11 protein-coding genes and 1 pseudogene are annotated in these 15,150 nt (G+C 38.3%); 9 read left to right on the top strand and 3 right to left on the bottom strand.

Annotated elements, in window-relative coordinates; translation table 11 throughout:
• Nucleotides 1-365 precede the first annotated feature (365 nt).
• Nucleotides 366-512 carry a putative holin-like toxin gene (locus I2F89_RS09750; RefSeq protein ID WP_071868080.1) on the bottom strand — a complete coding sequence of 49 codons (147 nt, stop codon included), beginning with the start codon at nt 510-512 and terminating at the stop codon, nt 366-368.
• A 311-nt stretch (nt 513-823) separates the two neighbouring features.
• Nucleotides 824-919 (bottom strand): annotated as a pseudogene (locus tag I2F89_RS09745) (putative holin-like toxin); the annotation flags it as partial.
• An 800-nt stretch (nt 920-1,719) separates the two neighbouring features.
• Here I2F89_RS09745 and I2F89_RS09740 point away from each other — a divergent pair.
• The 8 genes from I2F89_RS09740 (at nt 1,720) to rhaM (ending at nt 12,141) form a co-directional block, all read left to right on the top strand.
• Nucleotides 1,720-4,587, top strand: a complete 2,868-nt coding sequence (locus tag I2F89_RS09740; protein WP_195514272.1) for an LPXTG cell wall anchor domain-containing protein — start codon at nt 1,720-1,722, stop codon at nt 4,585-4,587.
• Nucleotides 4,588-4,981: 394 nt separating this feature from the next.
• The gene (locus tag I2F89_RS09735; protein ID WP_074800237.1) at nt 4,982-5,614 is read left to right on the top strand and encodes a response regulator transcription factor; all 633 of its coding nucleotides are present in this window, start codon (nt 4,982-4,984) and stop codon (nt 5,612-5,614) included.
• Nucleotides 5,615-6,745: a sensor histidine kinase gene (locus I2F89_RS09730; RefSeq protein WP_195514271.1), complete on the top strand. Its 1,131-nt coding sequence runs from the start codon at nt 5,615-5,617 to the stop codon at nt 6,743-6,745.
• Nucleotides 6,746-6,810: 65 nt separating this feature from the next.
• Entirely contained in the window at nt 6,811-7,746 is a 936-nt protein-coding gene (locus I2F89_RS09725) for an ABC transporter ATP-binding protein (RefSeq protein ID WP_071867285.1), read from the top strand.
• An 11-nt stretch (nt 7,747-7,757) separates the two neighbouring features.
• Nucleotides 7,758-8,858 carry an ABC transporter permease gene (locus I2F89_RS09720; protein ID WP_195514270.1) on the top strand — a complete coding sequence of 367 codons (1,101 nt, stop codon included), beginning with the start codon at nt 7,758-7,760 and terminating at the stop codon, nt 8,856-8,858.
• Nucleotides 8,858-9,988, top strand: coding sequence for an ABC transporter permease (locus tag I2F89_RS09715; protein ID WP_074800249.1), 1,131 nt, complete (start codon nt 8,858-8,860; stop codon nt 9,986-9,988). The genes I2F89_RS09720 and I2F89_RS09715 overlap by 1 nt, the downstream gene beginning before the upstream one ends.
• A 357-nt stretch (nt 9,989-10,345) precedes the next feature.
• Nucleotides 10,346-11,416: a hypothetical protein gene (locus tag I2F89_RS09710; protein ID WP_195514269.1), complete on the top strand. Its 1,071-nt coding sequence runs from the start codon at nt 10,346-10,348 to the stop codon at nt 11,414-11,416.
• Nucleotides 11,417-11,817: 401 nt separating this feature from the next.
• The gene (gene rhaM / locus I2F89_RS09705) at nt 11,818-12,141 is read left to right on the top strand and encodes an L-rhamnose mutarotase (RefSeq protein ID WP_195514268.1); all 324 of its coding nucleotides are present in this window, start codon (nt 11,818-11,820) and stop codon (nt 12,139-12,141) included.
• 73 nt (nt 12,142-12,214) lie between these two features.
• Here rhaM and I2F89_RS09700 read toward each other — a convergent pair whose 3' ends face one another.
• The gene (locus I2F89_RS09700) at nt 12,215-14,155 is read right to left on the bottom strand and encodes an ABC-F family ATP-binding cassette domain-containing protein (protein WP_195514267.1); all 1,941 of its coding nucleotides are present in this window, start codon (nt 14,153-14,155) and stop codon (nt 12,215-12,217) included.
• A gap of 215 nt (nt 14,156-14,370) precedes the next feature.
• Between I2F89_RS09700 and I2F89_RS09695 the strand changes: the two genes are divergently transcribed.
• Complete coding sequence (locus I2F89_RS09695; protein ID WP_010734798.1) at nt 14,371-15,027, top strand: redox-sensing transcriptional repressor Rex; 657 nt, start codon at nt 14,371-14,373, stop codon at nt 15,025-15,027.
• Nucleotides 15,028-15,150 lie beyond the last annotated feature (123 nt).

The following is a 15,150-nucleotide window of genomic DNA, read 5'->3' as shown; positions in this document are numbered from 1 at the left end:
AATCATTAGCCCTAACGCTGTTTCAACAGACAAAAGGCTTCTCCTTTCCTTGATTTCAGTACTTATCTCCATAAGCACCACCACCTTTTTTCGAAGTCGCCACCGTCATTCAACTAAGTATAGCATATCGCCCTAGATAGAGTCCTTGAACTTTAGATAAACACTGATGTTTTTTTTGAAAAATTTGTATGTTCACTTAAAATACACTGAATCAGAAATCAGAATTGAACAAGAAGCTGAAGCTGTGCTATAATAAAAACGAAAAAAGGAACTGCGTCAACAGTTCCCTTTTGACAGCACCGCTAAACCCGGTGACAGAATTTTATGCTAATGTGGAAATAGTCGTCTCCGGGAAAAAGTGACGGCTATTTCTTTTTGTCATTTTTGTTGGTCAAGGCTAGGATGCCAAAGATCAAAGTAGCGGTAAATGAACCGAAACTGATCATTAGCCCTAACGCTGTTTCAACAGACAAAAGGCTTCTCCTTTCCTTGATTTCAGTACTTATCTCCATAAGCACCACCACCTTTTTTCGAAGTCGCCACCGTCATTCAACTTTACTGTCCCAAAAAGTATAGCATATCGCCCTAGATAGAGTCCTTGAACTTTAGATAAACACGGATGTTTTTTTGAAAAATTTGTATGTTCACTTAAAATACACTGAATCAGGAATCAGAATTGAAGAAGAAGCTGGAGTTGTGCTATAATAAAAACGAAAAAAGGAACTGCGTCAACAGTTTCCTTTTGACAGCACCGCTAAAAGGTAGTGGCAAGTGTAATAGTTAACTCAAAGAGAAGTAAACCATCGGCTCGCTAAAGTGACGGTTACTTCTCTTTGTCATTTTTCAGCATTGTAACAACCAATCCAACTAAAGCAAGGGTAAACATACCGAAAGCTATAATTGTTTGGATTGTTTCATATCAAGACAAAAAGGTCAGTTACTTAGAGTTAGAAAAATGACACTATCAATTTAAGCGATTACGTCCTTTTCAATGGGCTTATATTTTGAATATCTAAAAAATAGTTAGTTGTTTATCTGTATCTGCGTAAATCAATTGCTAAGAAAAAGAAAGCAATCAGAAAATACATCCGTGTATTTTCTGGTTGTTTTTCTTTTTTTCTTATTTTTGTCAGTTGAAAGATCCGAAAATACTATCAAAATAAAATAACAAAACAAAATTATTTGTTTTATGATTGATCGAATCATCATTCATGGTGGTTATAGGACACCTTCGCTTTTGATTGCCTGAATTAACAATGATTAACCTTATCATTTTATGAGGAGTAAAATTTACAATGTGCAAGTTGGCGGTTGTTTTTTCTATTTTTAGAAAACATTATAATTATCATTCTATGAAACGAAGTAAGAGATCGACAAATTAGTAATTAAACTGGAAGCCGTTAAGAAGATGTTGAAAGTTCTCTCGATTCAGAGAGGGACATACTTTTATTTTAGTGGAAAATAAAAAAGATTTTTTTTACATAACAATGTTTTAATATCTCGTGTTTCTTTATTAGTGAAAAAGGAATAATAAGAAGTTGCTTTGAGTAAACATGAACTTTCATATACTAAACAAAAAAACATTTGGTTGCAATATAATTAGAGTTATCTAATTATAAGTGTTAATTAAATAGCAAAAAAGTTCATTTATCAATTATTTTATGAGATAATTTACACATATATTAAAATATGATTAGAGAGCGAAGGGTGGATATATTTATGGTTAAACTGAACAAGAAAAAACTCATTGCACATATACTTTTAAGTTCAATGGTATTAGCGCAAACAGTACCGACTTTTGCGAACGTTTTAGAGGATATCGATCCAATAAGACATACGTTTGTTGAAGAAGAGACAATAGGTGAAGAAATAGAAACCTTCGATGATGAAATCTCAAATGATGAAACTACATCTAACAAACCGGAGCTTTTGGCTGATGATAACAACGATGACAGTGATGTGGTCATGGTAACTGAAGAAACTGACCAAGAATTGTTAGAAGTACCAGAACTACAGCTTGAGGAGCAATTTCCAGTAGTTGAAGAGATAGAGGAGACAGGTGAAGCAGTTGTTGAGTCTTTCTTTTCAGGGGCTGGTGATGGTTCTCTCACCTCGCCCTTCCAAATCACCACTGAAGCTGAATTGAATGAAATGCGAAATGATCTCGCAGCGCATTACCAATTGATGAATGATATTACACTCACTTCAGATTGGATACCTGTTGGATATGGGACAACTTTAGCAACAAAATTCACTGGAAGTTTTACAGCTGAACCTGGAACAGTGATCCGTAATATGATAGTGAATGCTGGGGTACAACCTGGGGATCTGCATAATCGTGGATTCTTCGGTGTGACAGACGGTGCAACGATTTCTGGGATCACATTAGAAAATCCACGGGTCGTGGGAGGGCTATACGGAAATAATGTTGGGGGATTGATTGGTCAAATCAATGACCTATCTAAAGGACCAACGACCGTCACTGATTCTACTGTTAGTGGTGGAAGTATTGAAGCAAGTGGGAATAACATTGGTGGACTAATTGGTTATATGGCGAATACTGTCGCAGGTACTACGATTGCTCGCTCATCTTCTTCAGCGACGATAACAGTTAATGCAAATCCTTACATGTATCCTCAAGCTGTTGGTGGGTTGATCGGAGTAAATGGGAACACAGTTGTAGATAGTTATGCCACAGGAAATGTCACAGCGAATACAATCAATACTGGTGGACTAATTGGTTTGAATAGCTGGGGTAAAGTCAGTCGTTCGTATGCAACCGGGAATATTGACAGCCCAGAAAGTGAAAACGTGGGAGGTTTGATTGGTGGACACGACTTCTACAGTACAGTAGTCGATTCCTATGCGACGGGCGATGTCATTGGGAGAACGAATGTCGGAGGATTTATCGGGGCCATTCATCCTTATGCGATTGAAGTAGCACGCAACTATAGTACGGGACATGTAACTGGCATTGAAGCTGTTGGCGGTTTTGTCGGTAATGCCGGCTCTCTGACAATCAAAAACAGTTATGGGATGGGAGATGTCACTGGAGAATCCGATGTCGATCATTTCGGTTTAGGTGGAACGAATATCAATAATTACTACTATAATAACTCTGAGGCTTTATACAGTGGAGTTCCAATCGGTGGTCAAGTGATCGAAGAGGTCATTGAACCTTTAGATGTCATTGAATTGCGCACACAAACGACTTATGAATCAAATGGTTGGGATTTCGGTAGCACTTGGGTGTGGGATACTACGACAAATTATCCTAAGCTAGGACTGGGTAACGAGAGGGATACTTTACCGATCAATGCGTTAGGAGAAACGCTTCAAGTGCCATATGGTGGAGCAGAAACAAAGATTCCACTTACTGATGTCTTTTCTTTATTCGGACGCGGTGGAAATCCAGATGATTATCTTTTTGAGACAGATGCGGATGGGGTAAGCATTTCAGCCGATGGTATGGATTTGATCTTGGAAATTTCTAGTGTTGGGATTTATGAAGTGACTGCTACACCAATCAGTCGTATCACTACATTAGAACCTGGACAGAATTGGAATAAAGCAATGATTGAAGTGACTCCGGCTGAGATCATTCTAGAAAAAGGGACAGTTTTTGCTCGTTCATTCAATGGAACGACAGAAATCGATCATTTCGATCTGCCGACGTTAGCTGGGTTAGCGCCTGAGGATGAGGTGATGTGGCAAGAAGCCAGCTTCCAGTATACGAATAGTACTGCTGGAACGAATACGATCGAAGGAGCGAACTGGATCATTGATTGGGGCACGGTTAACCTTTCTAACTATGAGGTTACCGGCTTACCGACTATTGGGAATCATGAGTATCTTGTCACAGATCTCTTTGATGTCGAAGCAATCACGAAAGCAGCCGGTGCATTTTTGAGAATAGACGAGGAATTAGCAAAACAAAACAATACCCATGAAGTGATCACGATTGCGGATACTGCACTTCTACACCATGACGATACCCCAGATACACCAGGCGAGCACTGGTACCATGACCATGCGGAAGAATTGCTGCAAGATGTGACCTACCTGATTTACGACACAGATCCACAAGCCAATCCGCTTGCGCGAGTCGTTGCATACGCAGATGGTGTACCAGCAGTAGCTGGCGTATTTTTGGGATTGAGTGCAAACACCACATATTGGATCACTGCGATTTCAGACGAGAGTACCAACTTTTTACAAGGGGAAGAGTCTGAACCCATTATGCTTACTACAGCACTTTCAGGAAACGATGGAGATGGTGGTAATGGCAATGGCGGAACCGGAGGAAACACAGGAAACACAGGGAATGGTGGAAATAATATTAGTGCTCCTTCTGGAAATGACCAACCAGGAAATGAACAGCCTGTTGCTACTCCGAATGGTGGTAGTGGAAATACTTCGGGAAATAGCGGTGGAAGTATCGCGACAAATGCTACATCGACTAGAAATAATAGAAGAGGCGACAATCTGCCTAAAACTGGTGAAGTAGCCAGTGCATTTGCATTGCTTGGTTTTGGTGCGGTAGGTACAGCATTAGCTAGCTGGCTGAAGCGTAAGAAAAATAATTAAACGATCATTGAAAGTGTGAGATTGAGACAATTGTGTATAGCTTCAAGAAGTATTACGATTCACCTAAGATTTGATTTTCTATTTTAGGGTTTTGTCTATTTCTGGAAACTAACATCATTGTCTCAATCTGTTTTTTCGTTGATTAAAAATAGATAGAGAAGAGCAAGTGAGTAGTCATACCATAGGAATCTATCTGTCGCCTACGGGCTCAAACTTCTATTTGCTGATTCTTTCGAGTATACTATAAGGAAAGATCAAGTACGAGAGGCAAAAGAAATGAATTTATCAAAAAAGATAACACATGCGACGACTACTTTGTAAGTAGAAGCCAACACTTTTTGATTTGATCGCTTGTTACTCCTACTTGCTCAAAATAAAAAAATGGAGAATCACTATGACAAACATTTTATTAGTAGATGATAGTGCACTGATTACAAGCGGCTTAAAAATCATTTTAGAAAGTACAAACGATTTTCAAGTAGTGGGTATTTGTCATGATGGACGTTCAGCTATTGCTTTTTGCGAAAAAAATCAAGTAGATCTTGTATTGATGGATGTCCGAATGCCGGGAATGGATGGCGTCACCGCTACGAAACAGATTACGGAAGAATATCAGATACCTGTCATCATTTTAACTACGTTTGATGAAGATCGTTACATAGAGGAAGGAATACGCAACGGTGCAAGTGGTTACTTGCTGAAAACAACTCCTCCTGAGGCGGTGATCCAAGCAATCAAGAGTGTGTTACAGGGACAAACGATCCTTTCGAAAGAAATCCTCGTGAAGGCAACGCAACAATTAGGTAACAAGAATGATCAAGAAGCAGATCTCTCCTTACTGACGGAGCGAGAGCAAGAAATAGCCTACCTCGTCGCAAAAGGAATGACAAATAAAGTGATTGCGCAAACACTATTTTTAAGTGAAGGAACTGTCCATAACAATCTTTCAATGATTTTAAAAAAACTGAACTTGGATCATCGTACGCAATTAGCGATCTATGTTCTCACAGGTGAGGTTATGACGTAGATGCAAGCAATCAAATTATCGATCAACTTGCTATCGATCATTGGTTTGATCGGGTTGATGATCTATCAAACAACCTCTACCCTTTTGATGTTTGTCATTAGTTTAAGTATGGTATGGTTGACATTTTTTTTCTTAGGCGAAAGTTTTCAGAAACATCGGCCTTGGTTTGTTGCTTTGCAATTGATCAGTGTTCTATTGAGTTTGATTTTTGTCGAACAAGCGATTTTTCTATTGCCACTTTCCTTGCTGCAAGGTTATTTTTGCTTCCAAAAGTCATGGTTACTTTTATTTGTAGCCTTGATCAATTATAGCGTTGGCAGCTTTTTTCTCTCTGACTCACTTTATTTTCTCTTTGTACTGTGGGTAAGTGGGATGATCAGTATCGTTTGGTCTGCGGAAAAAATGATGAAACAACAAGAAGAGTTAACTACTTCTTCCGATTTTTTACGGATTGAACGAAACAAGTTATCAAAACTCTTTGCACAAAGCACTTTGAATGCTGAAGCGATGCAAAAAGAAGCAACGTTAGTAGAAAGACAACGGATCATTCATGAAATCCATGACCATCTTGGACATGACTTAACGAGTTGCTTGATCCAAATAGAGGCGGCAAAAGTCATCAATCGAGAACAACCGGAGCAAGCGCATCAATTATTGAGCCAATCTGCTGATCGCTTAAGGAAGTCGATCAACGAAGTTCGCAACGTGTTACATGAAGAGCGACCAAAGAATGAAACCTTGAACATCAATAAAGTAAAGGCAGAACTCCAACGTTTCTCCGAGACTCACCAAATTATCGTGGATTTCCAATATAGCGGTACCTTAGATAAAATCAGTCGCTTTCATTGGCAGGTATTGGCGGCAAATTTGAAAGAATTTTTGACGAATACGCTGAAATATAGTGAAGCTTCAACGGTCACGGTGCGTTTGCATGTGTATCAAAAATTTCTCCGTTTTGAATCGAAGAACAATGGAAAAAGGGCAATAGACTATCGTAAAGGTCTGGGGATCGTAGGAATGGAAGAACGAACAGCCGTATTGAACGGCAAATTGTTGATTGATGGAACGGATGGTTTTCACATCACCACGATATTACCTTTTGATGAAGAACATGAGATTTCTAATTCGTAAATCATGAGAAACTGTACTATTACAGTTTCTCTTTTTTTTATAAAATAAAGAAAAGGAGTGATTGGATGAATATACTCAGTGTGCAAAAATTGACAAAAAAATTTGGACAGAAAATTGCTGTGGATGGTGTGTCATTTGAAGTACCAGAAGGAACGATTTTAGGGTTACTAGGTCCAAATGGCGCAGGAAAGTCAACCGTTATCAATATGATTACTGGTTTATTGAATAAGACATCTGGAACGGTTCAGTTGTTTTCAGAAGAGATGAGCGAGCGAAAAAGAGAACTTAGGCGAAAATTAGGCGTTGTTCCACAAGAGTTAGCGATTTATTATGATTTGTCTGCTGAAGAAAATGTCCGCTTTTTTTGTGGTCTATACGGACTCAGAGGAGAAGAACTAAAAAAGAATGTAGAAAAGGCATTGAGAACGGTTGATTTGTATGAACGAAGAAAAGAGCGACCGAGTGCTTTTTCTGGAGGAATGCAACGACGATTGAATATTGCAATGGCGATTGCCCATCAACCTGCTTTACTGATCATGGATGAACCGACAGTGGGGATCGATCCACAATCTAGAAATTATATTTTAGATGCCATTGAAAAAATGAAAGAAAACGGTACGACGATCATCTACACGAGTCACTATATGGAAGAAGTCGCACGTTTGGCGGATGAAATCGTCATTATTGATAAAGGTCAAGTGATTGCTATCGGTAGTGAGGAAGAATTAGTGAATCTCGTCACGGATAAAATCAATCTGCAAATCACTGTGGAGAATCCAGAGGCACTGGATATAGAAGAAATCAATAATATTAATGGGATCATCAATGTTTCACTCGACAAACAGCAAGTACAGATCGTGACGGTGCTTGAAAGCAAATTATTGAATCAACTATTAATGATACTGATCAAGCAAGAAGTTAGAGTAGTCGATGTACTGCAACAAGCTCCAGATTTAGAAACAGTTTTTCTTAGTTTGACTGGACGTAATCTACGTGATTAGGAGGAGTGAGTATGAATGAAAAAATAATTATCCGGACCCTGATACAAAATTTTCGTGAGAAATCGAATTACATTTATTATCTCGCTTTCCCGATCACGTTGATGTTTATTCTAGGGGCAGTCCTCCAAGGTGTATTCAATAATGACATCACCTCTGATATGGAGCCATTGACGGTACAATATCAGGTAGACGATCAAGAAGTTCGTGAGATATTCCAAAAAGTAAGTTCTTTTGCAGAAGGTGCTATTCATTTTGAAGAAGTGACAAATGAAAAGGAAGGATTAGCGAATATAAGAAAACAAGAAGCTGATGCTTACTTACATTTTTCCGATCACATCGAAGTGCAGAGTCGGGAATTGACCAATGTAGAAAAAACAATCCTTCAAAGCTATCTAGTAGAAATCGTACAGGAAATCAAACGACAAAGTTTCATTAAGGAACAGCACTTGCCGGCAACCACTGGCCTAGTTTCAGCTGAGCAGTTTACAGAAGCGATTGTGGTCGATCAAGAAAATCAACGAGAAAGCGCATCTTCCTACCAATACTATGCGATTGCTATGATTAGTCTATTTGTTTTATATTTTTCGGAAATTGGTCTGAGCATGTTTCGAGAAGCACGACAGCATGGAACCGTGCAAAGAGAATTAGTCACACCACTTAGCCGTAAAACGATCATTTTTTCGACATTTTTTGGACATTTCATATTTGGCATGTTGGTAGTGTTGGTCTTGATGCTCATCTCTCAATTATTATTTGATGTTCCATGGTATTTAAGATTTGGTTTTTCTTATCTCAACTTAATCGCACTTATGGGCAGTTTTCTCGCACTCGGTTTATTTTTAGAAACCATTGGAGACCGTGATGAAAAAAGAATTGGTTCTGGCATTACCCAGATAGTTATTCAACTCACTGGATTTTTAGGTGGTGCCTACTTTCCAACCAATGAAACGATGATGGGATTGTCACCATTAGGTTGGGTTTTAGCATCTGTAAGAGAAAGTTTGTGGACCGACAATCCCTTGCACTGGTTAGGTATCTATGGGAATTTTGGGTTATTGTTTGTTTTACTCATGTCGTCAGTCGTCATTTTAGATAAAAGGGAGGTATTCTAATGAGAGATATCTTTTGGATCATTAGAGAAAGGTTGGTTCTTTGGAAAAATCGACCATTGCAAATCTTGTTTCTTATAGGAATTCCTTTCTTGAGTGTCGTCCTTTATCTTTTTGCTTATGGCGATCAAGAAACGAATCTCCTGACGATAGGGGTAGTCGATCAAGATCGCTCATCCTATAGTGAATTGCTTATTGAAAGTTTGGAAAAACGAGTCAGTGTTCAGGAAATTGGTTCAGCTGAAGAAATTGATCAAGTTCTTTCCCGACAAAATGCGGTGGCAGTCATCACAATCCCTAAAGGTTATCAAGAAAATGTTTCTGAGAATACGAAACTCTCTCTCCGGACATTCCAAAAAGGAGAACTGTTGGAGAATATCGACCGCTTGACCCAACGTGCATTAGCAGAAGTTTCTAGTATCCATCTGTTAGCAGAAGCTGGAGAGGAGGACGAATCACTTGAACGCTTGAAAGAATCGACAGAAATCGAGATCAATCAAGTAGATCAAAGCACAATGACCGAACGAATGTCGGTGCAAATCGTTGGCTTTTTGTTGATGATGCTTCTTTTCCAAGCAGGCAATTTTGGGACAACGACTATCCAGCAAGAACGACGCAATAAAATTTATACACGTTTGATGACGACTTCGGTAGCTAAAAGCACGTATTTTATCGGGACAACGATCTTTGCGACATTCGCTATGCTGATCCAAGTAATGTTAGCAGTTGTTGTCATGATCGTCCTATTTAACATTGATCCTGGTTTAAGCGCTGTTGATTTGATTGTACTACTAAGTCTATTTAGTTTACTTGCCGTAAGTTGGTCGATTGCGATTGGTGTTCTTGCCCCAAGTACAACTGTAGCAGCGGCTTTGCAAAGTATCTTGATTACCGTCACAAGTTTACTATCTGGTGCTTTGATTCCACATGAGGTGATGCCAGAATTGATGCAGAAAGTGTCGATGGTCACTCCTCAATATTGGATCTTGACGATTATCAAAAACTTTCAATCCGGACAAACATGGGGAAGTAATTATAGCGAAGTGATCATCTTAGTCATTTATACTCTATTCTTTCTAAGTTTGGCGGTATATGGATATACGAGGCGAACAAGGCAAGAAGTATATAGCTGATCAAAAAAGCGTGAGGCAATTCAAGGTGGATACGCCAAATTAGAAGAAAAGTAAGCGATCGGGACAGCAGTGCCTAGCATCGAGAAATAAGGCGCCATCTGCGATATTTGTTTTTTAAATTTTTGTGGATGGCGCCTTATTTTTCGAAGTGATTATTTTTATTTCCCCCATTTATTCAGTTTTAGATGGTACGAGAGGACTAATGACTCGGACACATGTTTTTCTAAATCTAAAATGAATTGACTAAATTCAATAGAACAGTCAAGTCTTTTTTTTGAATTTACAAGAAAAGAAAGGCGAACGAATCGATTTACAAACTGTATACTCATTTTATCAACAGAAACAAGGAGGGATAATATGGGAATCAGCCAACGGATTAGAAATATCTTTAGTCAAACGCAGGAATCAACTTTGCTTAGTGAAAATCAACAAACTTCTTTTAATGAATTTGAAAAAACGGTCAAAGAAGAAATAGACAAAATCCTAAAACGTCAGATACCAGAAGGAGATTGGTCAAGTAAGGAAGCTGCAATCATCCGTCTCCAACAAGCAGAAAAAATTGCAATCAACTGTAAAAATAATGGACAAAATGAATTGACTACTCAAATAACTAAGTATTACGAGAAAAATTTCTATTTATCAGATTATATACATTTATGGCTAGGTATCGATAAAGAAAAACTTGAGCAATTTCAGCAACAGAAAAATCGAACAGTAGATGCAAATGTTGATGCTAGTGTGCTTACAAATTTAGTTCAATCATTAGAAGAAACTATTGTTATAAGAAGAGGAATCCTCGACTTCTGCTTAAAAAATCCAGACTATAATCGATTGTTAAATGACGAAACAAGAGAGGAAGTGAGTGCGCGAGCGAAACCAAACTTTTTTATGCTTGATCCAATGATTCAAGCATATTTGACAGACATTGACAAAAAAGTAGCCATTACTCCACCAATGAATGCTCAAGAAGCTTCGTCGAGTAACCTTTCATCAGAGAGCGTTTCAGAAAAAAAAGATCGTTTGGAACAAGAGCATATTGCTCGACGAGTAGGTGTATTTGAAACGGTCATGGTTAAAAATAGAAAAATGACCATCATAGAAAAAACTAAAGAGCCCCAAGAATTAGGAATAGTCTCCTCAAAAGATAATCATAGTCAAAAAAATCAGTTATCATCAGTGCTAGATGCTAGCAAGAATAGCGCCAGACAAAAAAATAAGCAGGCTATTATCATCGCGAATAGGAAAGTAACCATTTATCAAAAAAAACAAAAATCAATGAATAATAGAAGAAGATTCGTCTTTATTCGGAACCAACTAAGAAAACTTAATTTCAGAAATCGAAAAAAAATAAGTTTCTTAAAGCAACAAGCAAAAGCAAGCAAGAAAGTAAGAAGTAGACGAACCGATTACTTTAACTACCTTAGATAAGGGGAAAACAAGGTGTAAAGTTTATCCTATGGAATGATTATTTTATTAGTAAGTAACTAAAGTACATGGCGTTTTACTTTTTCTTAATGAATTATCCTAACAAAAGACAAATATTATAGTGAAAATTCTTCAAACTTTTCTTCTATTCTATATACATACCAACCAACAACCCTATACTTTTTCATTTTTACTCCTCAAGTAAAAATAAACTCCTAGACCGCGGCCACCCACCGCGGTCGCTTTTTTGTCCTATGATGAATTCCTGTGAATCTGCCACCGTTATCCTTATTTTTTGATATTGTAAACGCTTGCTTTAAATTGGAAAATAAAGAAGCAAGTAAGAACCAAAAGATAATTGCTAGCGTCGAGCAGATCGAACAATCAATGAAAGGGGAATAAAGATGATCAAAAAAGCAGTAAAAATGAAGTTGTACCCAGGATACGAAGCAGAGTACCTCAAAAGACACAATGAATTGTGGCCGGAGATGCGTGAAATGTTGGCTGAACATGGTGCGCTCTCTTATTCGATTTTTCTTGATCCAGAAACAAATACTCTCTTTGGGTATTTAGAGATTGAAGATGAAGAAAAATGGCGCCATGTACCAGAAACAGCAATCAATCAAAAGTGGTGGGTGTTCATGGAAGATCTGATGGAAACAAATCCAGACCATTCTCCAGTAACTGTCGAATTGAAACATGTTTTCGATTTATATCAACAAGTCTAAAGTAAAACCGCTGAAAGCAGGATATAAAGCCAGCTTTCAGCGGTTTTGTTTAAAAAGAATGACAGTAGTGAGTCTATTGATTATTTTCGATTTCTTCTAACTCAAGACTTAAGTTTTCCCATTCAGCCAACTTTTCTTCTTGTAGCTGATGTGCTTCATCAAGAGCTTGATTCAATTCATTCAATTTGACATGGTCATCTAATACAGCAGGAGAAACCATCTGTTGTTCGAGTTCATCCACTGTTTCTTCTAGTTGAGCCATATCTTCTTCGATTTGCGTGATTTTACGTTGCAAGCTCCGCATGATCTTTTGTTGCTCTTTGCTTTGGAAGTAAGTGGATTTGTTTGTTGAAGGCGTGCTGACCTCAGGTTGTTCAGCTGCTAACAGTTCCGCAATTTCTTCTTCCTCTTTTTTCTTTTCTAAATAATAATCATAGTCCCCCAAGTAGACTTTGCTTCCGCTTTCTGAGAGTTCAATGACTTTAGTGGCGATACGATTGATGAAGTAGCGGTCATGAGAGACAAAGAGTAGTGTCCCTTCATAGTCGATCAATGCGTTTTCCAACACTTCTTTATTGTCGATATCTAAGTGGTTGGTTGGCTCATCTAAAATCAAAAAGTTCTCTTGGTTCATTGCTAATTTTGCTAATGCGACACGCGCTTTTTCTCCACCACTTAATAAGGGGATCGTTTTTTCGACATCTTCGCCAGAAAATAAAAAAGCGCCTAAAATCGAACGAATATCTTTTTCCGGAACAGTTGGATGCTCATCCCACAATTCAGCAAGAATCGTTTTATTGGTGTGAAGTTCCGCTTGTCCTTGGTCGTAATAACCAATGCTGACATTCGTACCAAGTGTTTCTTTTCCACGTATGAAAGGCAGCTGTTGGATGATCGATTTCAGTAAAGTGGATTTGCCGATTCCATTTGGTCCCACTAATGCGATTGCTTCTTGACGACGGATATCCAAATTGATTGGTTCAGATAAGACGGTGCCATCATAGCCAATAGCGGCATCTTCTACTTGTAAGACAACATTTCCCGAAGGTTTTGCAACGTTGAAGAGAAAATGTGCTTGTTTCTCATCTCCTTGTGGACGGTCTAATCGTTCCATTTTTTCTAATGCCTTTCGACGGCTTTGGGCACGTTTTGTCGTTGAGGCACGGACAAGATTTCTGGCAACAAAATCTTCGAGTTTATTGATTTCTGTTTGTTGCTTTTCATAGGCTTTCCAATCAGAAGCTAATTGTTCAGCTTTCATATCTAAATATTTGGAATAATTTCCTTTGTAGTGACGCATCTTTTTCCGACTTAGTTCATATACTTCAGTCGCCACTTTGTCCAAGAAGTAGCGGTCATGAGAGACGATCAGAAGGGCACCAGTATAACTTTGCAAATAGTTTTCCAACCAAGCAAGTGTTTCGATGTCCAAGTGGTTAGTTGGCTCATCCAAGATCAAGATATCTGGATGTTGTAAAAGCATCCTCGCTAAAGCTAATCTTGTTTTTTGACCACCAGATAACGTATCGATTCTTTGCTCGTAAAACGACGGATCAAATTTGAATCCATGTAATACAGAGCGAATCTCATTTTCATAACTATAGCCGTTCTTATCAGAAAAATCATGCTGTAATTTATCATATTCTTTCAAGAAGGATTGATAAGCCGGCGTGTCAGGGGTGCCTTCACTAATAAATACTTCAAGGTCACGCATTCGCTGTTCCATCAATCGTACGTCTTCAAATGCTTTTAGCATCTCATTCCAGACTGTTTCAGTTGAATCTAATCCTGTATCTTGGGCCAGATAACCAAGGGTAGCTGTTTTGTTTTTTGCGATATTACCTACATCGGGCGCTTCAATGCCAGCAATGATTTTTAATAATGTCGATTTACCGGCGCCGTTACGTCCGACTAAAGCGATACGTGCACCCGTTTGGATCTCTAAGTGGATATTTTCAAATAAAATCTCAGCGCCAAAATGGCGAGCGATTTGATTGGCTTGTAATAGTATCATCGAATCCTCTTTTCTACTTTGTGAATTATCCTAGAATTTCATGGTCTTTTTCTCTTGTAGTCTACCACAAATTCATAGTTACTGCGAGGTTCTGAGAAGCTAGGAAAATGAGAATAAGAATAAAAATTCACAATATACAAGCAACGAAATTGATTTTTTTGTGTAAGTACTGATATGATGTATAAATCGAGAAGAAATACAGTGGAGGTAATGAAGTGAAAGACCATGTAATTCCAAAGGCAACCGCAAAACGCCTGCCTTTATATTATCGTTATTTAAGAATCTTGAATAACGCAGGTAAGAAAAAAGTTTCATCAACTGAACTAAGTGAAGCAGTTCAAGTAGATAGTGCAACGATCCGTCGTGACTTTTCCTATTTCGGCGAACTAGGAAAACGTGGGTACGGTTATGATGTAGAGGACTTGATGCATTTCTTTGCAAAAACCTTGAATGATGATCAATTGACGAACGTCGCATTGATCGGGGTCGGTAATCTAGGAAGTGCTTTATTGAAATATAAATTCCATCAAAGTAATAGTATCCGTGTCAGCTGTGCTTTTGATGTGAACCCAGAAATCGTTGGTCGGATCGTTGATGGTATCCCCGTTTATCCGATGGATGACATGATCGAACAAATCAAGATCCAACAAATCGAAGTAGCGATCTTAACGATTCCTGCTGAAAAAGCACAAGAAGTCGTGAATCGTTTGACAGAAGCCGGTGTTAAAGGGATATTGAACTTTACATCTGCTCGACTAAATGCACCATCCGAAGTATTGATCCAAAATGTCGATTTGACGAACGAGTTACAAACGTTGATCTACTTCTTGCATTCCGATGCGTCCTTGCACGAGCATGACGACAACGAATAACCAGGAATAAAGAAGAGTTAAATGATCAATGACAAACTATTTTTCTGTTCACTAGAAAAATAGTTTGTTTTTTTATGATCTTTTTTAGATATGGATAAAGATAAGAAATGTTTCTTTTATTGA

The sequence above is a fragment of the Enterococcus sp. 1001283B150225_161107_E12 genome, assembly GCF_015556925.1.
GTDB lineage: Bacteria > Bacillota > Bacilli > Lactobacillales > Enterococcaceae > Enterococcus_B > Enterococcus_B mundtii.
Note: the sequence above shows the minus strand (reverse complement) of the source record. Positions and strands in the feature narration are given on the sequence as shown.